Here is a 17,412-nt window from a genome sequence, read left to right as displayed (position 1 = left end):
CAGGGACGTCTCTTCCTTTCGCCAGCGAATCAACTCCTTCTATGTTCAGACCGCTGTCCGTATTTATCGGCGCTCGTTATACGCGCGCAAAACGCCGCAACCATTTCGTTTCGTTCATCTCCCTCACTTCGATGATCGGGCTCGCCCTGGGCGTGCTGGTGATGATCGTGGTGTTGTCGGTGATGAATGGCTTCGATTACGAGATGCGCACGCGCGTGCTCGGTATGGTCCCGCACGCGACCGTCGAGTCGGCCGAGCCGATCGGCGACTGGCGCAGCATGGCCGCCAAGGTGCTCAAACATTCGCAGGTGCTGGCGGTTGCGCCGTTCACCCAGATGCAGGGCCTGCTGACCCACGATGGCAAGGTGCAGAAGGTGTTGATCAATGCGGTGGATCCGCTGGAAGAGCGCAAGGTGTCGATCATCGACAAGTTCTTCCTGCAGGGCAGCCTCGATGATCTCAAGCCAGGCGCATTCGGCATCGTCATCGGCGATAAGGCCGCGGCCAAGCTGGGTGTGGTGATTGGCGACAAACTTACCTTCGTCGCCCCAGAGGTCACGGTAACGCCGGCCGGTATGTTTCCGCGGCTCAAGCGCTTCACGGTGGTCGGTATTTTCCACGTGGGTGCCGGTGAGATCGATGGTTACCTGGCGCTGACCAATTTGCATGACATTGCCCGGCTGCATCGCTGGAAGGCCGATCAGGTGCAGGGGCTGCGGCTGAAGTTCGCCGATCTGTTCCAGGCGCCGCGTACGGCCTGGGAGATTGCCGGGCAACTGGGTGACAAGGATTACTACGCGCGGGATTGGACTCGCACCCATGGCAACCTGTATCAGGCGATCCGCATGGAGAAGGCCATGATCGGTTTGCTGCTGCTGCTGATCGTGGCGGTGGCGGCGTTCAACATCATCTCCACGCTGGTCATGGTGGTCACCGACAAGAAGGCTGACATCGCCATTCTGCGCACCCTGGGCTCCACCCCGCGGCAGATCATGCTGATTTTCATGGTGCAAGGCACGGTAATCGGCGTGGTCGGCACCTTGATCGGCGCAGTGCTCGGCATTCTCTCGGCGCTTAACGTGAGCGGCTGGATAGCTGCGCTGGAGCGCCTGCTGGGCCTCAAGTTCCTCAATGCCGATGTGTACTTCATCGACTATCTACCCTCGAAGCTGATGAGCGAAGACGTGTTGCTGGTCTGTGCCGCCGCGTTGCTGCTGAGCTTCCTTGCCACTCTTTATCCGGCCTGGCGTGCGGCGCGCACTCAGCCCGCGGAGGCGCTACGTTATGAGTAACTTGGCTATGCACGATCGGGCCGTTCTGAGTTGCCGCAACCTGGGCAAGAACTACGAGGAGGGCCCGCAGTCGGTGGTGGTGCTCTCCGGTCTCGAGCTGGAGCTGCATCCGGGCGAGCGGGTGGCGATTGTCGGCAGCTCGGGCTCGGGTAAGAGCACGCTGCTGAACATGCTCGGGGGGCTGGACACGCCCAGCAGCGGCAGCGTCTGGTTGGCCGGCGAAGAGCTCTCGGCCTTGAATGAGAAGGCCCGCGGGCTGCTGCGTAATCGCGCGCTTGGCTTCGTCTATCAGTTTCACCACTTGCTACCGGAATTCACCGCGCTGGAAAACGTCTGCATGCCGTTGTTGATCGGTCGTGCCGCGATTGCCGAGGCGCGGCAGCGGGCGACGGCATTGCTTGAGCGGGTTGGCTTGGGCCATCGTCTGGCGCACAAACCCGCAGAGTTGTCCGGCGGTGAACGCCAGCGGGTGGCCATCGCTCGTGCCCTGGTCAACCGGCCTGGCCTGGTGTTGCTCGATGAGCCGACCGGTAACCTCGATCACCATACGGCGCAAGGTATTCAGGATTTGATGCGCGAGCTGAGCACTGCATCGAAAACGGCATTCTTGGTCGTGACTCACGATCTGGATCTCGCGCGGCAGATGGATCGCGTGCTGCGTCTGGAAGACGGCAAGCTGGTGTCTGCCTGATGTTTCGCCCGCTGAGTGTCTTCATCGGCATGCGCTATACCCGCGCCAAGCGCCGTAATCATTTCATCTCCTTTATCTCGTTGACCTCGATGATCGGTCTCGCCTTGGGCGTGCTGGCGATGATAGTGGTGCTGTCGGTGATGAATGGCTTTCAGAAGGAAATGAGCTCGCGGATTCTCGGCATGGTGCCGCACGCGACCATCGCCGGCGTGCAGCCGCTGGAGGATTGGCACTCGGTCGCCGCCGCGGCGCTGAAGAATCCGCAGGTGATCGCGGCGGTGCCGTTTAGCGAGTTGGAGGGCATGCTCTCGTACAAGGGCGCCATGCAGCCGATCCAGATCAATGGCGTCGATCCGCAGGAAGAGACCAAGGTTTCGATTATCGGCCAGCACATAGTGCAAGGTCGTCTGGATGATCTGCGGCCGGGCGAGTTTGGCATCGTCATCGGCGAAATCACGGCCCGGCGTTTTCGCCTGAATGTCGGCGATAAGTTGACCCTGATCATCCCGGAAGTCAGCTCGGCACCCGGCGGAATTACCCCGCGGATGCAGCGCCTCAACGTGGTCGGGGTGTTCAAGGTTGGCGCTGAACTGGATAGCTCGCTGGCGCTGATCCATGTGGCCGATGCCGCGCAGATGCAGCGTATGCAGCCGCAGCAGGTGCAGAGTGTGCGGCTGGCGCTGAAGGATCTGTACCAGGCGCCGCAGGTCTCCGCGGCGATAGCCAATGAGCTGGGCGCGGACTACCGCGCCAGCGACTGGACGCGCACCCAGGGCAGTCTGTTCAGTGCGATGAAGATGGAAAAAACCATGATCGGTTTGCTGCTGCTGCTGATTGTGGCGGTAGCGGCGTTCAACATCATCGCCACGCTGATCATGGTGGTGGCCGATAAAGGCGGGGACATCGCGATCCTGCGCACCCTGGGCGCCACACCCGGGCAGATCATGGCGGTATTCATGGTTCAGGGCACGGTGATCGGGGTGATTGGCACCCTGATTGGCGGTGTCTTGGGGGTGATCGCCGCCTTGAATGTCAGTGGCCTGGTCGGCTGGCTGGAGAAAGTCAGTGGCCAGCAGATTTTCAGTTCGGACGTCTACTTCGTCAGCAATCTGCCTTCCGACCTGCAGAGCTTCGATGTTCTGCTGATTGGTGCTGCGGCCTTTATCCTGAGCTTCCTGGCGACGCTCTATCCGTCCTGGCGTGCCGCGCAGATTCAGCCGGCGGAAGCCTTGCGCTACGAGTGACCGGTACGCAAAGCAAAAACGCCGCTCGATAGCGGCGTTTTTGCTTTCTAGTCGGCGGAATTTCACGCACTGGGCTGGCGCCGAGCGGCCTGGCGTTTTTGCCAGTTGTGCCGCACCCACCAGCGCCAATACAGCATGGTCAGCATATAGCCACAGAGCCCCGCGAGTACGCCGCACACCATCGAGCCGAGCAGGAAAGGTTGCAGAATGGGTTTCCACAGCAGTTGGATCAGCGCCCAGGACGGTTCGTCGAAAAAGTGGCTGATCCGCGGCCAGAGCTGCCCGCTTATCTCATCCGCCGGAACCTGTAAGATCCAGGCGCCCATCTTGTAGGTGCAGTAAAAAACCGGCGGCATGGTGATGGGGTTGGTCAACCACACCAGCCCGACCGAGATGGGCAGATTGCCTCGCGCCATCACCGCGAGCCCTGCCGCAAGCAGCATTTGCAGGGGCAGGGGGATAAACGCGGCGAAGAGGCCCATGGCCATGGCGCGGGCCACGGAATGACGGTTGAGGTGCCAGAGATTGGGGTCGTGCAGCAAGCTGCCCAGAAAGCGCAGAGACTTATGCTCCCTGATGCTTTGCGGGTTGGGCATGTAGCGCTTGAACAGGCGGCGCGGCATAAGAACTCTCAAGCAAGGCGTAAAACGTCGATTATGCCTAGATTGTAGGGGTTCTACTTTCTCACTTTGTGACAACAAATAAGCCGAGCCGGGTCGGCGCCGGCTGATTCAGGGATGAATATTCAGGAGTTAGATCCTATGCGCACAGGGATGTTGGCGCTTGCCGCTGGGCTTTTGCTCCTGCGGTTTCTTCCCGCATTGCCGCCCGCCTGGGTGCTCTGGGTGTTGCCTGTAGTGGGGCTGATGCTGCTGCCCTTTCGCAGTTACCCCGTGGCGCTCTTCCTGTTCGGTTTTACCTGGGCCTGCACTTCGGCGCACTGGGCGCTGGAGGATCGTCTGGCCGCCAGGCTGGATGGCCAGACGCTGTGGCTGGAAGGGCAGGTGGTGGGTTTACCGGAAATCCGTGACGGCGTGGTGCGCTTTCAGTTGCAAGGTGCCGCGTCGCGCCGCGCGCGGCTGCCGAATCTGCTGCGCCTGGCCTGGTACGACGGCCCCGAGCTGCATGCCGGCGAGCATTGGCGCCTGGCGGTAAAGCTGAAACAGCCACATGGACTGGTCAACCCGCAAACCTTCGATTACGAGGCCTGGCTGCTGGCGCAGCGGCTCGGTGCCGGCGGTACGGTCAAGCGCGGCGAACTGCTGAGTCCCGCCCAAGGGCCGTCGGCTTGGCGGGATGCTTTGCGTAGGCGGTTGCTCAGTGTCGATGCTCACGGGCGGCAGGGCGCCCTGGCCGCCTTGGTACTGGGCGATGACTCCGGCTTGTCCATGGCCGATTGGCGTCTGCTGCAGGACACCGGCACGGTGCATCTGCTGGTGATCTCGGGCCAGCATATCGCGCTGCTGGCGGCGTTGATTTATGGCTTGATCGCCGGTTTGGCGCGCTTGGGCTGGTGGCCACGCATTTTACCCTGGTTGCCCTGGGCCTGTGGCCTGGCTTTTGCGGGGGCGCTCGGTTATGGCCTGCTGGCCGGCTTCGATGTGCCAGTCCGGCGCGCCTGTGTGATGGTGGCCGTGGTGTTGCTGTGGCGCCTGCGGTTTCGCCATTTGGGGGTGTGGATGCCCTTGTTGCTGGCGCTGAATGCGGTGCTGCTGGCTGAGCCGCTGGCCAGCTTGCAGGCAGGCTTTTGGCTGTCCTTCGGGGCGGTGGCGATTCTCGCCTGGGTCTTTAGCGGGCGGCTGGGTGCCTGGCCCTGGTGGCGCACCTGGGGACGCGCGCAATGGACCATGGCCATTGGCCTGTTGCCGCTGTTGCTGGCGCTGGGCTTGCCGATCAGCGCCAGTGGCCCGCTGGCGAATTTGCTGGCCGTGCCTTGGGTCAGCTTGGCGGTGGTGCCCTTGGCGTTGTTGGGCACCTTGTTATTGCCGGTTCCTTGGCTGGGCGAGATGCTGCTCTGGCTTGCCGGTGGTCTGCTGGAGTGGTTATTCCTCGTGCTGGCGCAGATCGCCACCTGGCTGCCGGCCTGGCTCGCGCCGGCAGTGCCGCTGTGGGCCTGGCTGCTTGGCAGCCTGGGTGCCTTGCTGTTGCTGCTGCCGAGTGGCGTACCGTTGCGCGGTTTGGGGCTGGCGTTGTTGTTGCCGCTGTTCTTCCCGCCGTTGCATAAGCCGCCGCCAGGGCGGGTCGAGGTCTGGCAGTTGGATGTCGGCCAGGGCCTCGCCTTTCTCCTGCGTACCCATGGGCATGCGCTGTTGTATGACGCCGGCCCGCGTTATGGCGATTTCGATTTGGGCGAGCGCGTAGTGCTGCCGTCCATGCGCAAGCTGGGTGTTCGTCAGCTGGATCTGTTGCTGCTGAGCCACGCCGATAGCGATCATGCCGGTGGGGCGCTGGCAGTGCAGCGTGGCATGCCGGTCGCGCAGGTATGGAGTGGTGAGGCGGCGGCTTTGCCGGCGGAGTTGCGGGCGCAGCCCTGTAGCGCTGGTGCCAGCTGGGAGTGGGACTCCGTACGCTTCTCGACCTGGCGTTGGCTGCACGCCGAGGAGGGCAACCAGTCCTCCTGCGTACTGATGGTCGAAGCCAATGGCGAGCGCCTGCTGCTAACCGGTGATATCGACAGTCGTGCGGAGCGGGCCCTGATCGACAGTGGCCGTGACCTGCGCGCCGACTGGCTGCAGGCGCCACACCATGGCAGCCGTAGTTCATCGTCGCTGGCCTTCTTGCAGGCGGTGGCGCCGCGCGCGGTGCTGATCTCCCGTGGTCGGAACAACGCCTTCGGTCATCCTCATCCGCAGGTAATGGCGCGCTACCGGGCTATGTCGCTGGAAGTGTTCGACAGCGTCAACAGCGGCGCTCTGCGTTTTGAATTAGGGGCTCATGGGCCGGCGCAAGGCTTGCGCGAACAGGCGAGATTCTGGCGGGAAAAATGAGAACCGCGGCGGTCGGCGACATTGCGACCCTATGCTAGAGTGGCGCCACTTTTTCGAGGAGAGCCAACACCGTGTGGGAGCTAGTCAAAGCAGGCGGCTGGATGATGCTGCCGATCATTCTATGTTCCATCGCAGCCATGGCCATCACTGCCGAGCGCCTGTGGACTCTGCGAGTCAGCCGGGTTGCTCCGCCGCATCTGCTCGGGCAAGTCTGGCGCTGGATCAAGGACAAGCAGCTGAGCAAGGAGAAGCTCAAAGAGTTGCGCGTCCACTCGCCGCTGGGCCAGATCCTGGCCGCCGGTCTGGCCAACTCCAAGCATGGTCGCGAGATCATGAAAGAGTGCATCGAGGAGTCGGCCGGCCGGGTTATCCATGAGCTGGAGCGCTACCTGAATGCCCTCGGCACCATTGCCGCCATGGCGCCGTTGCTGGGTCTGCTGGGCACGGTGTTCGGCATGATCGAGATTTTCGGCGGCTTTATGGATAACGGCATGGCCAATGCCCCGGTACTCGCTGGCGGTATCGCCAAGGCGCTGGTCACTACTGCTGCGGGCCTGATCGTGGCGATTCCGGCGGTGTTCTTTCATCGTTATTTGCTGCGCCGGATCGACGAGATAGTGGTCGCAATGGAGCAGGAAGCGATCAAGCTGGTGGAAGTGGTGCAGGGCGATCGGGAAGTCGATTTCGTCGAGGACGCTAAACCGTGAAATTCCGCCGGAGAGCGGGCGGTGCGGCCCGCGATGAGGTCTTTCTCAATCTGACCTCGTTGATCGACGTGATCTTCGTGTTGCTGCTGTTCTTTGTGGTGACCACCAGTTTCAGCCGACCCACCCAGCTGAAAATCGAGCTGCCCGAAGCCGTCAGCGGTACAGCGCCGCAACCGAGTGAGCTGAAGCAGTTGGAGGTGGCCATCGGTGTCGACGGCAGCTATACGCTGAATGGCCAGGCGCTGTTGAAGAGCGATCTGAACACCCTGATGTCGGCTTTGCAGAAGGAGTCGGAGGGTGACAACAGCTTGCCGCTGACCATCAGCGCCGACGGCAAAAGCACCCATCAGGCCGTGATCACGGCGATGGATGCGGCCGGCAAGCTCGGCTTCAGCCATTTGCGCATCACCACCGTCGAGGCGCAGGCGGCGCCCTGATGGCGGCTCTTTAATGGTCGGTCTTCGATGAGCCGGTTCTAATGGCAATCTCCGAGCGCCTGCTTGACGCCTGGTATCGCGGCCATCCGGCGCTGAGCCTGCTACGGCCGCTGGAATGGCTCTACCGCGCGGTGGTGCGGCGCAAACGCAGCCAGTTCCTAGCCGGCGAGGGTGAGATTTACCAAGCGCCGGTGCCGGTCGTGGTGGTGGGTAATATCACCGTTGGCGGTACCGGCAAAACCCCGCTGATTCTCTGCTTGATCGAGCACTGCCGCGCCCGTGGCCTCAAGGTCGGCGTGGTCAGTCGCGGCTACGGCGCGAAGCCTGCGCAGTTGCCCTGGCGAGTCCGTGCCGAGCAAAATGCCAGCGAGGCGGGCGATGAACCTTTGCTGATCGTCCAGCGCAGCGGTGTGCCCTTGATGATCGATCCGGATCGTTCGCGGGCGGTGCGCGCCCTGCTCGAAGCCGAGTCGCTGGACCTGATCCTCTGTGACGATGGACTCCAGCATTACCGGCTGGCGCGTGATCTTGAGTTGGTGCTGATCGATGCCGCGCGCGGCCTCGGCAATCGTCGCTGCTTGCCGGCCGGGCCCTTGCGCGAGCCGATCGAGCGTCTGCAGAGCGTGGACGCGCTGCTGTATAACGGCGCGCCGGCGGATGTTCACGGCGGCTACGCCTTTCAACTGCAACCGACGGCACTGGTTAATCTAGTCAGCGGTGAGCGCTACCCACTCACGCATTTCCCGGCCGGGCAGGCACTGCACGCGGTCGCCGGCATCGGCAACCCGCAGCGTTTCTTCAATACGCTCGAGGCGTTACACTGGCGGCCGATTGCGCATGCCTTTGCCGATCATGCGCAGTTTGGCGTCGAACAGCTGAATTTCAGTCCGCCGCAACCTGTCGTGATGACCGAGAAGGACGCGGTGAAATGCCGCGCCTTCGCCGCCGCCGATTGGTGGTATCTGGCCGTGGATGCCGTGCCTTCGCCAGCGTTCTTGGCCTGGTTCGATGCGCAACTGGCTCGCTTGCTACCTGGTCATTGATAAGGCTGTTGAATGCGCCGCGAGCGCAGGATTACCAGGCGCCGTCCGTCTCTGTGCAACAGCTAAGCAGTTAAACCGCTTTCAAGGATTCCCCCATGGACCCGAAACTACTCGATATCCTCGCCTGCCCACTGTGCAAGGGCCCGCTCAAGCTTGCCGACGATAAATCCGAGCTGATCTGCAAGGCCGATGCGCTGGCCTTTCCCGTGCGCGATGGGATTCCGGTGATGCTGGAAAACGAAGCGCGCAGCCTCAATGTCGACGAGCGTCTGGACAAGTAAATGAGCAGCGCTTTTACCGTTGTTATTCCCGCACGCTTCGCTTCCAGCCGCCTGCCTGGCAAACCGCTGCAGGAGATTGCCGGCAAGCCCATGGTTCAGCACGTTTGGGAGCAGGCTCGGAAAAGCAGCGCCCAGCGTGTGCTGATCGCCACTGACGATGCGCGCATCGTCGAGGTCTGTCGCGGCTTTGGCGCCGAGGTGTTGCTGACTCGTGAGGATCACAACTCGGGCACCGATCGTTTAGCCGAGGTGGCGAGCCAGCTCGGGTTGGCCGGCGATGCGATCGTGGTCAATGTGCAAGGTGACGAGCCGCTGATTCCGCCTGCGATTATCGATCAGGTCGCGGCCAATCTGGCGGCCCATCCCGAGGCGGCGATCGCCACTCTGGCAGAGCCGATCGAGGACGTTGCCGCGCTGTTTAATCCGAATGTGGTGAAGGTGGCGACTGACCTGAAGGGTCTGGCGTTGACCTTTAGTCGTGCGCCGTTGCCGTGGGCGCGTGATGCCTTTGCCGTCAGCCGCGAGCAGTTGCCGGCGAATGTGCCGTACCGTCGGCATATCGGCATCTACGCCTACCGTGCGCAATTTCTCCATGACTTCGTGGCCTGGGGCCCGTGCTGGCTGGAAGATACCGAGTGCCTGGAGCAGCTGCGGGCGCTCTGGCATGGCGTGCGTATCCATGTCGCGGATGCCTTGGAGGCGCCGCCGACGGGGGTCGATACGCCGCAAGATCTTGAGCGCGTACGGCGCCTGTTGGGGGCTTGATGCGCGTTCTGTTTGTCTGCCTGGGCAATATCTGTCGCTCGCCGACCGCCGAAGGGGTGTTCCGCCACAAGCTGCGGGAGGCGGGGCTGGAAGCTCGGGTTGAAGTGGATTCGGCGGGTACCGGCGACTGGCACGTTGGTAAGGCGGCGGATACACGTACCCGCCGCGCCGCCCAGTTGCGTGGCTATGACCTTGCGCAATTGCGTGGGCGGCAAGTCAGCACGACGGACTTCCAGGCTTTCGATCTGATCCTGGCCATGGATCAAAGCAACCTGCAGCACCTCAAAGCCATGCGGCCGGCTAGTGCCAAGGCCGAGCTGGATCTGTTCCTGCGTCGTTACCAGTTGGCTTTGGATGAAGTGCCGGACCCCTATTACGGTGGCGAAGATGGCTTCGAGCAGGTGCTGGATTTGATTGAGCAGGCTAGCGATGCGCTGCTCGATGAAGTGAAGGGGCGCCTATGAGTCTGCAATTGCAGGAGTGGGTGTCTCTCAGGGCCTTCAATACCTTCGGTGTCGATGTGCGCGCTCAGCTGTTTGCCGATGCGCATGACGAGCAGGGCGTGCGCGCGGCGTTGCTCGCGGCTGCCCAGCGTGAATTGCCGCTGTTGGTGATCGGTGGTGGCAGTAATCTGCTGCTGACTCGCGATGTCGAGGCTTTGGTGTTGCGCATGGCCAGTCGCGGCATCCGCATCCTCGGCGAGGACAGACAGCGGGTAATAGTCGAGGCCGAGGCGGGTGAGCCCTGGCATCCTTTCGTGCTGTGGAGCCTGCAGCAGGGGCTGGTTGGGCTGGAGAACCTCAGCCTGATCCCGGGCACCGTCGGTGCCGCGCCGATGCAGAATATCGGTGCCTATGGCGTCGAGCTGAAAGATGTCTTTGCTGGCCTGACTGCACTGGATCGCCAGACGGGAGAGCTGCGAGAGTTCTCGCTGCTGGAGTGTGCCTTCGCCTATCGCGACAGCCTGTTCAAGCGTGAAGCCGGGCGCTGGCTGATCCTGCGGGTGCGTTTTGCCCTGAGTCGCGCGAGCGAACTGCATCTGGACTATGGCCCGGTGCGTCAGCGCCTGGCGGAGCAGGGCATTAGCGCGCCGACCGCGACGGATGTCAGCCAGGCTATCTGCGCCATACGCAGTGAAAAACTGCCGGATCCGGCCGAGCTGGGGAATGCCGGCAGTTTCTTCAAGAACCCCCTGGTTGCTCCTGAGTTGGCCGAGCGTTTGCGTGCTGAGCAGGCGGGCTTGGTGGCCTTTCCGCAGGCCGATGGCCAGGTAAAACTGGCGGCTGGCTGGTTGATCGAGCGTGCTGGCTGGAAGGGTTTTCGTGAGGGCGATGCTGGTGTGCATCGCTTGCAGGCCTTGGTGCTGGTCAACTATGGCGGGGCCACAGGTCAGCAGTTGCTTGGACTGGCGCAGCGCATTCAGGCGGATGTGTTGGCTCGCTATGGCGTCAGCCTGGAAATCGAACCTAACGTGCTTTGATCGCGAGTCGATCAATTCGTCCTGGGTTGATCGCTGAGTGGGCTTTGTACTGCTGCTAATCTCTTTGGCTTATCCCATTGCTCGTGTTTCAGCTTGCGTACGGCTTATTCGCGGGCGCGGTTAGCGCTTGCCGCGTGGGCTGCGTGGCGATTCAGTAAGGCGCAGACAATAAAAAGGGGATGCCTAGGCATCCCCTTTTTAGTGCTGATCGAAACGTTACACGAGTGGTTTGGACTCGTCTTCTGTTTCTTTCGGCGCTTCTACGTGTGGCTCTGTTTCGCTGCTCGCTTCGGCGTTCTGCTCGGCAGCGACTTCAGCTGGCTGCTGAGGAGCGCTTTCGGCTACTTCTTCGGCGGGCTGAGCAGATTCGGCTTGATGCTCGACCTCAGCAGCTGCTTGGGCGACATCCGCGGCGGGTTCGGCAGTAACCACTGCTTGCGCTGCGGCTGCTTGCTCGGCTTCGGCTTCCTTGGCCAGGCGTTCAGCTTCGCGCTGGCGACGACGCACTTCGCGTGGGTCGTTCGGTGCGCGGCCGCTGGTGCTGACTGGTGCGGCTGGAGCCTCAACAGTCACTTCAACGACTTCCGCTACTTCAGTCACTGGAGCCACGGTCGGCTCAGGCGCAGCTTCTTCGGCTACAGCGGGTGCAGTTTCGACCGCGGTCGGTGCGGCAACCTCAACAGCCGACTCCGCAGGGCTATCCGCGACAGCGGCAGCTTCTACGGGTTTGGCTTCGGCGACCGCTGCCTCGAAGGTTTCAGCAGGTACGGCGGCTTCGACTTCAACAGTAGGTTCAGTCGTGGCAACAACGGGCTCGCTAACGGCTTCACTGGCTGCGCTGGCTTCAACAGCCTCGCTGACCAGGCTGCTGGCGACCGCAGTGGTGGCCGCTACGGCAGCGTTGCCTTCTTCGGCATTCTCTTCGCTACCTTCGATGAGGTTGCCGTTGGCATCACGTTGACGCTCACGACGGTTGCTGCGACGACGCTGGCCACGCGAACGGCGACGTGGACGATCGCCTTCGGCGCCGTCTTGATCTTCGTCCTGCAGCTGCTCTTCGTTCGGCAGCAGTTCTTCTTCGCTCACGGCTTGCTCGGCAGCTACGCGTGGTTGACGCTCTTCACGCGGTGCACGGGGCTGACGCTCTTCACGCGGCTTACGCTCGGCAGGCTCCTCGCTTGGGCTTTCCTGGCCTTGGGCGTCTAGCGGCTCACGCAGTTCGCGCGGTTGGCGCTCTTCACGGGGCTTGCGCTCTTCACGCGGCTCGCGGGGTTTGCGCTCTTCGCGGGGGGCGCGAGGCTGACGCTCTTCACGGGGCTGTTGGCTGTCTTCGCGCGGCTCACGAGGTTCACGAACTTCACGTGGTTGACGTTCTTCACGCGGTTCGCGAGTGGCACGCTCTTCACGTGGCGCGCGTTCTTCGCGCGGTTTGCGTTCTTCGTCGCGACGACCACCACGGTTGCGGGTCTGTTGGCGACCGCTACGGCGCTCGTCGCTACGCTGCTGGCGTTCGGCGGCGGGCTTCTTCTCGATAACGACCGGCTTTTCTTCTTTCTTGCCAGCGAACAAGCTGACCAGCGACTTCACCAGGCCCTTGAACAGGCTCGGCTCGGCTACTGGCTGCGGCTCGGCTGCTGGGGCGGCCGGGGTCGGAGCAGGGCGCTGTGGGGCAGTCTTGAGCGCGGCTTCCTGACGGACCAGGGTGCGGGTGGCGCTAACCGGCTGAGCTTCTTCGACTTCGGCAGCCGCCATCTCGTAGCTGGACTGCGAGGTCTGGGCTTCCGGGCTGTCGTCACGGATGCGCTGCACTTCGAAGTGCGGCGTTTCCAGGTGATCGTTCGGCAGGATGACGATACGGGCACGGGTGCGCAGTTCGATCTTGGTGATCGAGTTGCGTTTCTCGTTGAGCAGGAAAGCTGCGACCGGGATCGGCACCTGGGCGCGCACTTCGGCAGTGCGATCCTTCAGGGCTTCTTCTTCGATCAGGCGCAGGATCGCCAGCGACAGCGACTCGACGTCGCGGATGATGCCCTGGCCGTTGCAACGCGGGCAGACGATGCCGCTGCCTTCGGCCAGCGATGGGCGCAGGCGTTGGCGGGACATTTCCAGCAGGCCGAAGCGCGAGATGCGCCCGACCTGGACGCGGGCACGGTCGGCTTCCAGGCTTTCGCGGACTTTCTCTTCCACGGCGCGCTGGTTCTTGGCCGGTGTCATGTCGATGAAGTCGATCACGATCAGGCCGCCGATATCACGCAGACGCAGCTGGCGGGCGATTTCTTCAGCCGCTTCCAGGTTGGTCTGCAGTGCGGTTTCTTCGATGTCGCTGCCTTTGGTCGCACGCGCCGAGTTGATGTCGATGGACACCAGGGCCTCGGTTGGGTCGATCACGATGGAGCCGCCGGACGGCAGTTTCACTTCGCGCTGGAAGGCGGTTTCGATCTGGCTTTCGATCTGGAAGCGGTTGAACAGCGGCACGCTGTCTTCATACAGCTTGATCTTGCTGGCGTACTGCGGCATCACCTGACGGATGAAGCTCAGGGCTTCTTCCTGGGCTTCGACGCTGTCGACCAATACTTCGCCGATGTCCTGGCGCAGGTAGTCGCGGATGGCACGGATGATGACGTTGCTTTCCTGGTAGATCAGGAACGGCGCGGAACGGTCGAGGGACGCTTCCTTGATGGCGGTCCAGAGTTGCAGCAGGTAATCGAGGTCCCACTGCATTTCTTCGCTGCTGCGGCCAAGGCCGGCCGTGCGCACGATCAGGCCCATGTCGCTGGGGGCGACCAGGCCGTTCAAGGCTTCGCGCAGTTCGTTGCGCTCTTCGCCTTCGATACGGCGGGAGATGCCGCCGGCGCGCGGGTTGTTCGGCATCAGCACCAGGTAACGACCGGCCAGGCTGATGAAGGTGGTCAGGGCTGCGCCCTTATTGCCACGTTCTTCTTTTTCGACCTGAACGATAACTTCCTGACCTTCGCTCAACACATCTTTGATGTTGACGCGGCCTTCAGGGGCTTTCTTGAAATATTCGCGGGAGATTTCTTTGAGGGGCAGGAAGCCGTGGCGCTCGGAGCCGAAATCAACGAAGGCGGCTTCGAGGCTGGGTTCGATGCGAGTGATGCGGCCTTTATAGATGTTGGCCTTTTTCTGCTCGCGTGCACCCGATTCGATGTCCAGATCGTAGAGTTTTTGGCCATCTACCAGGGCGACACGCAACTCTTCGGGTTGAGTTGCGTTAATCAGCATTCTTTTCATGTAGTACCGTCGGTTTCCGGGCTGCCGGAAACGGCGTTCGGCACACACGACTCTCAGGGTCGGTGTCAGGTGCGCGTCAGAAACGGTTGTAAGTCGTTCCCATGTCTAGCGACGTCGGCCAATAGGGCCGGGGTCGCGACGGACGTCTCCTGCTTGCTGTGGTGACAGAAGCACTCAGTCAGGAGGAGGAATCAACCATCGGTAGCGGACGAGATAAAGCGTCTTCAATAAAGCTACGCAGTCCGACGGTTGTGCATCTCCACCCTACACGTATCGCTGAAAATCGGGTGCCGCTCGCAGAATCTGCAGCGGGTTGGCATTTACCGTCATCGCCCCAGTGGCAGATGACGCGTCATGGCTCAAGGCTTTATTTCCGAGTTATTCGCGGCCTTTTGCGGCGAAAGTCCCGTCGGACGGCCTTACGTCCTGAATGTAGTTGCAATCGGTTGGGGATGGCAGTTTTAGCGATCATCCGCAAACCGGGCCGCTTTTGGCGGCGCTCGGGACTATAGCAGCAATGATTAAGTGCTTCAATTCAATAAAAAATTGTTATGATTGACAGATGACAGAATCTGCCTCTCCGACCTCCGGCGTCCAGCTGCTCGAGGTTGAACCGGAACTTGCCGGCCAACGAATCGATAACTTCCTCCGCACCCGTCTCAAGGGTGTGCCCAAGACTTTGATTTACCGGATTTTGCGTAAAGGCGAAGTTCGCGTGAATAAAGGACGGATCAAGCCTGAGTACAAGCTCCAGGCGGGGGATATCGTGCGTGTTCCGCCTTTGCGCCTTGCTGAGCGCGATGAGCCTGTGCCTTTGGCGCAAGGGCTGCTTGAGCGTCTTGAGGCGGCGATTGTCTATGAAGATAAGGCGCTGATCGTCCTTAATAAGCCGGCCGGGATTGCCGTGCATGGTGGTAGTGGCCTGAATTACGGGGTGATCGAGGCCTTTCGTCAGTTGCGTCCGGATGCCAAGGATCTGGAGTTGGTGCATCGCCTGGATCGCGATACCTCGGGCCTGCTGATGATCGCCAAGAAGCGCAGCATGCTGCGCCATCTGCACGAAGCCTTGCGCAAGGATGGTGTGGACAAGCGTTACATGGCCTTGGTGCGTGGCCATTGGGCGACCGCCAAGAAGCAAGTGCGGGCGCCGTTGCAGAAGAGCAATCTGCGCTCCGGCGAGCGCATGGTTGAGGTTAGCGAAGAGGGCAAGGAGGCCATGACGCTGTTTCGCGTGCTGCGCCGCTTTGGCGAGTTCGCTACCTTGGTCGAGGCCAAGCCGGTTACCGGGCGCACCCACCAGATTCGTGTACATGCCAAGCATGCCGGCCATTGCATCGCCGGTGACTCCAAGTATGGTGACGATGAGTTCTCCCGCGAGATTCGCGAGCTGGGCGGCAAGCGCCTGTTTCTGCATGCCTATGAGTTGACCGTGCCCTTGCCTGAGGGTGGGGTGTTGAAGCTGGAGGCTCCGGTCGATGAGATGTGGCTCAAGACGTTGGAGCGGCTGAGTGCCTGATTATCAGCTGCTGATCTTCGATTGGGATGGCACGCTGGTCGATTCCATTGGGCGTATTGTCGCGGCCATGCGTTCGGCGGCGGCGGAATGCGAGCTGCCGGCGCTGGATGATGAGCCGATTAAAGGCATTATCGGTCTCGGCCTGCCCGAGGCTGTGGGTTCGCTCTATCCAGAGCTCGTTGAGCCTGTGCATGTCGAACGCTTCTGTCGGCTCTACAGTGAGCATTACCTGGCGCTGGAAACTGAACCGTCGGCACTGTTTGCGGGTGTGGCTGAATCGCTTGCGCAGTTCCGGGCTGCGGGCTATCGCTTGGCTGTGGCGACCGGCAAGGGGCGGCACGGCTTGCAGCGGGTGCTGGCGGGGCAGGGTTGGTTGGATTATTTCGATGTCACCCGCTGTGCCGACGAAACAGCGAGCAAGCCCGATCCGCTGATGCTGCAGGAGATTCTTGCGCATTGTCAGGTTGCGCCAGAGCGGGCGCTGATGGTCGGTGATTCGTCATTCGATCTGGAGATGGCGCGCCGGGCTGGCATCGACTCGGTTGCGGTCGGCTATGGTGCGCAGCCACTGGATATGCTGCGCGCCTACGGGCCGCGCTTGGCGATTGAACAGTTTACCGAGTTGCGCGCCTGGCTTGAATTGCGCGCGAGTGAGCCATTACCTGGGGTGAGTGAATATGTCGGATGAATGGAATGCGTCGGCTGCCAGTAATGGTGACGACAAGAGTTGGCAGCTGTTGGAGAAGACCCTGCTCGCCGGTGTGCAAGAGCAGCGCCGTGCGCGGCGCTGGGGGATTTTCTTCAAGGCGCTGACCTTTATCTATCTGTTTGGCGCGATCGCGTTGTTTTCTCCGGCGCTGAACCTGTCCAAGAGTGCCGCGCGCAGTGCCAACCATACGGCGCTGATCGAAGTACGCGGGATGATTGCGGATCGGGAGTCTGCCAGTGCCGACAATGTCGTCGGTAGCCTGCGTGCGGCCTTCGATGATTCGAAGACCAAGGGTGTGATTCTGCGAATCAACAGCCCCGGCGGCAGCCCTGTCCAGTCGGGTTATATCTACGATGAAATTCGTCGGCTGCGTGCAGAGCATCCGGATATCAAGCTGTATGCGGTGATCACCGATCTTGGTGCGTCTGGTGCTTATTATATTGCCAGTGCGGCAGATGCGATCTATGCGGATAAGGCCAGTTTGGTGGGGTCTATCGGTGTGACGGCGGCCAGCTTTGGCTTTGTCGGTGTGATGGAGAAGTTGGGCGTGGACCGTCGGGTCTACACCTCGGGCGAGCACAAGGCTTTTCTGGATCCGTTCCAGCCGCAAAAGGATGAGGAAACGCGTTTCTGGCAGGGCGTGCTGGACACCACCCATCGTCAGTTCATCGCCAGCGTCAAGCAGGGTCGCGGTGAGCGCTTGAAGGATGCCGATCATCCTGAGCTGTTCTCGGGCTTGATTTGGTCGGGTGAGCAGGCGCTAAAACTGGGCCTGATCGATGCGCTGGGCAATACCAGTTCGGTGGCGCGGGATGTGATTGGCGAGAAGGAGTTGGTCGATTACACCGTGCAGGAAACGCCGTTCGATCGCTTTGCGAAGAAGTTTGGCGCTAGCGTTGCCGAGCAATTGGCAATGTGGGCGGGGTTTCAGGGGCCGGCCTTGCGCTAGATCCGCTTCGGCTCAAATAGAAGCCCGGCAATTGCCGGGCTTTTATTTGTCGGTGCTCT

Annotated in this window: 16 protein-coding genes; 14 read left to right on the top strand and 2 right to left on the bottom strand. The window is 61.7% G+C overall.

The genetic code is table 11. From position 1 onward, the window contains the following. Positions 1-41: 41 nt before the first annotated feature. From FFS13_RS04265 to FFS13_RS04255, 3 genes are read left to right on the top strand one after another with little or no spacing between them, the layout of a single operon-like run. On the top strand, positions 42-1,292 hold the full coding sequence (locus FFS13_RS04265; RefSeq protein ID WP_137817864.1) for a lipoprotein-releasing ABC transporter permease subunit: 1,251 nt from the start codon (positions 42-44) through the stop codon (positions 1,290-1,292). 7 nt (positions 1,293-1,299) lie between these two features. Next, a complete protein-coding gene (gene lolD, locus FFS13_RS04260; RefSeq protein ID WP_137818011.1) occupies positions 1,300-1,983 on the top strand; it encodes a lipoprotein-releasing ABC transporter ATP-binding protein LolD in 684 nt (227 codons plus the stop codon). Then, positions 1,983-3,227: a lipoprotein-releasing ABC transporter permease subunit gene (locus FFS13_RS04255; protein WP_137817863.1), complete on the top strand. Its 1,245-nt coding sequence runs from the start codon at positions 1,983-1,985 to the stop codon at positions 3,225-3,227. Before lolD ends, FFS13_RS04255 begins: the two co-directional genes overlap by 1 nt. A gap of 62 nt (positions 3,228-3,289) precedes the next feature. On the opposite strand, the gene FFS13_RS04250 is transcribed toward FFS13_RS04255, so the two are convergent. Beyond that, a complete protein-coding gene (locus tag FFS13_RS04250; RefSeq protein ID WP_137817862.1) occupies positions 3,290-3,850 on the bottom strand; it encodes a DUF2062 domain-containing protein in 561 nt (186 codons plus the stop codon). Positions 3,851-3,988: 138 nt separating this feature from the next. On the opposite strand from FFS13_RS04250, the gene FFS13_RS04245 reads away from it, so the two are divergent. From FFS13_RS04245 to murB, 8 genes are all read left to right on the top strand, one after another. Continuing rightward, on the top strand, positions 3,989-6,214 hold the full coding sequence (locus FFS13_RS04245) for a DNA internalization-related competence protein ComEC/Rec2 (protein ID WP_137817861.1): 2,226 nt from the start codon (positions 3,989-3,991) through the stop codon (positions 6,212-6,214). A gap of 71 nt (positions 6,215-6,285) precedes the next feature. Beyond that, positions 6,286-6,921 (top strand): MotA/TolQ/ExbB proton channel family protein, encoded by a 636-nt coding sequence (locus FFS13_RS04240; protein ID WP_137817860.1) that lies wholly within the window; start codon positions 6,286-6,288, stop codon positions 6,919-6,921. Further along, complete coding sequence (locus FFS13_RS04235; RefSeq protein WP_137817859.1) at positions 6,918-7,358, top strand: biopolymer transporter ExbD; 441 nt, start codon at positions 6,918-6,920, stop codon at positions 7,356-7,358. Before FFS13_RS04240 ends, FFS13_RS04235 begins: the two co-directional genes overlap by 4 nt. A gap of 41 nt (positions 7,359-7,399) precedes the next feature. Beyond that, positions 7,400-8,401 (top strand): tetraacyldisaccharide 4'-kinase, encoded by a 1,002-nt coding sequence (lpxK, locus tag FFS13_RS04230; protein WP_137817858.1) that lies wholly within the window; start codon positions 7,400-7,402, stop codon positions 8,399-8,401. Positions 8,402-8,496: 95 nt separating this feature from the next. Continuing rightward, entirely contained in the window at positions 8,497-8,682 is a 186-nt protein-coding gene (locus FFS13_RS04225) for a Trm112 family protein (RefSeq protein ID WP_119954232.1), read from the top strand. After that, a complete protein-coding gene (kdsB, locus tag FFS13_RS04220; RefSeq protein WP_137817857.1) occupies positions 8,683-9,447 on the top strand; it encodes a 3-deoxy-manno-octulosonate cytidylyltransferase in 765 nt (254 codons plus the stop codon). It abuts the gene before it with no gap. Further along, positions 9,447-9,911: a low molecular weight protein-tyrosine-phosphatase gene (locus FFS13_RS04215; protein WP_137817856.1), complete on the top strand. Its 465-nt coding sequence runs from the start codon at positions 9,447-9,449 to the stop codon at positions 9,909-9,911. Before kdsB ends, FFS13_RS04215 begins: the two co-directional genes overlap by 1 nt. Beyond that, positions 9,908-10,927 carry a UDP-N-acetylmuramate dehydrogenase gene (gene murB, locus FFS13_RS04210; RefSeq protein ID WP_137817855.1) on the top strand — a complete coding sequence of 340 codons (1,020 nt, stop codon included), beginning with the start codon at positions 9,908-9,910 and terminating at the stop codon, positions 10,925-10,927. Before FFS13_RS04215 ends, murB begins: the two co-directional genes overlap by 4 nt. Positions 10,928-11,143: 216 nt before the next feature. Here the strand turns inward: murB and rne are convergent, their stop codons facing one another. Then, positions 11,144-14,179, bottom strand: a complete 3,036-nt coding sequence (gene rne, locus FFS13_RS04205) for a ribonuclease E (RefSeq protein WP_137817854.1) — start codon at positions 14,177-14,179, stop codon at positions 11,144-11,146. A 562-nt stretch (positions 14,180-14,741) separates the two neighbouring features. Here rne and rluC point away from each other — a divergent pair. Genes rluC through FFS13_RS04185 form a run of 3 tightly spaced genes read left to right on the top strand, consistent with a single transcriptional unit; the run spans position 14,742 to position 17,353 of the window. Continuing rightward, positions 14,742-15,695, top strand: coding sequence for a 23S rRNA pseudouridine(955/2504/2580) synthase RluC (gene rluC / locus FFS13_RS04195; protein ID WP_137817852.1), 954 nt, complete (start codon positions 14,742-14,744; stop codon positions 15,693-15,695). Beyond that, positions 15,688-16,383, top strand: coding sequence for an HAD-IA family hydrolase (locus tag FFS13_RS04190; RefSeq protein ID WP_137817851.1), 696 nt, complete (start codon positions 15,688-15,690; stop codon positions 16,381-16,383). The genes rluC and FFS13_RS04190 overlap by 8 nt, the downstream gene beginning before the upstream one ends. Further along, positions 16,373-17,353 carry a S49 family peptidase gene (locus FFS13_RS04185; protein ID WP_137817850.1) on the top strand — a complete coding sequence of 327 codons (981 nt, stop codon included), beginning with the start codon at positions 16,373-16,375 and terminating at the stop codon, positions 17,351-17,353. The genes FFS13_RS04190 and FFS13_RS04185 overlap by 11 nt, the downstream gene beginning before the upstream one ends. Positions 17,354-17,412 lie beyond the last annotated feature (59 nt).

This window comes from Pseudomonas sp. 2FG (assembly GCF_005502935.1).
Classification (GTDB): domain Bacteria; phylum Pseudomonadota; class Gammaproteobacteria; order Pseudomonadales; family Pseudomonadaceae; genus Aquipseudomonas.
The sequence above is the reverse complement of the archived record's forward strand: the minus strand, read 5'-3'. Positions and strand labels throughout refer to the sequence as shown.

Bases quoted from the DNA above. Each gene is read 5' to 3' on its own strand.
- FFS13_RS04265 (WP_137817864.1), top strand. From the start codon at position 42: ATGTTCAGACCGCTGTCCGTATTTATCGGCGCTCGTTATACGCGCGCA.
- lolD (WP_137818011.1), top strand. From the start codon at position 1,300: ATGCACGATCGGGCCGTTCTGAGTTGCCGCAACCTGGGCAAGAACTAC.
- FFS13_RS04255 (WP_137817863.1), top strand. From the start codon at position 1,983: ATGTTTCGCCCGCTGAGTGTCTTCATCGGCATGCGCTATACCCGCGCC.
- FFS13_RS04250 (WP_137817862.1), bottom strand. From the start codon at position 3,850: ATGCCGCGCCGCCTGTTCAAGCGCTACATGCCCAACCCGCAAAGCATC.
- FFS13_RS04245 (WP_137817861.1), top strand. From the start codon at position 3,989: ATGCGCACAGGGATGTTGGCGCTTGCCGCTGGGCTTTTGCTCCTGCGG.
- lpxK (WP_137817858.1), top strand. From the start codon at position 7,400: ATGGCAATCTCCGAGCGCCTGCTTGACGCCTGGTATCGCGGCCATCCG.
- FFS13_RS04225 (WP_119954232.1), top strand. From the start codon at position 8,497: ATGGACCCGAAACTACTCGATATCCTCGCCTGCCCACTGTGCAAGGGC.
- kdsB (WP_137817857.1), top strand. From the start codon at position 8,683: ATGAGCAGCGCTTTTACCGTTGTTATTCCCGCACGCTTCGCTTCCAGC.
- FFS13_RS04215 (WP_137817856.1), top strand. From the start codon at position 9,447: ATGCGCGTTCTGTTTGTCTGCCTGGGCAATATCTGTCGCTCGCCGACC.
- murB (WP_137817855.1), top strand. From the start codon at position 9,908: ATGAGTCTGCAATTGCAGGAGTGGGTGTCTCTCAGGGCCTTCAATACC.
- rne (WP_137817854.1), bottom strand. From the start codon at position 14,179: ATGAAAAGAATGCTGATTAACGCAACTCAACCCGAAGAGTTGCGTGTC.
- rluC (WP_137817852.1), top strand. From the start codon at position 14,742: ATGACAGAATCTGCCTCTCCGACCTCCGGCGTCCAGCTGCTCGAGGTT.
- FFS13_RS04185 (WP_137817850.1), top strand. From the start codon at position 16,373: ATGTCGGATGAATGGAATGCGTCGGCTGCCAGTAATGGTGACGACAAG.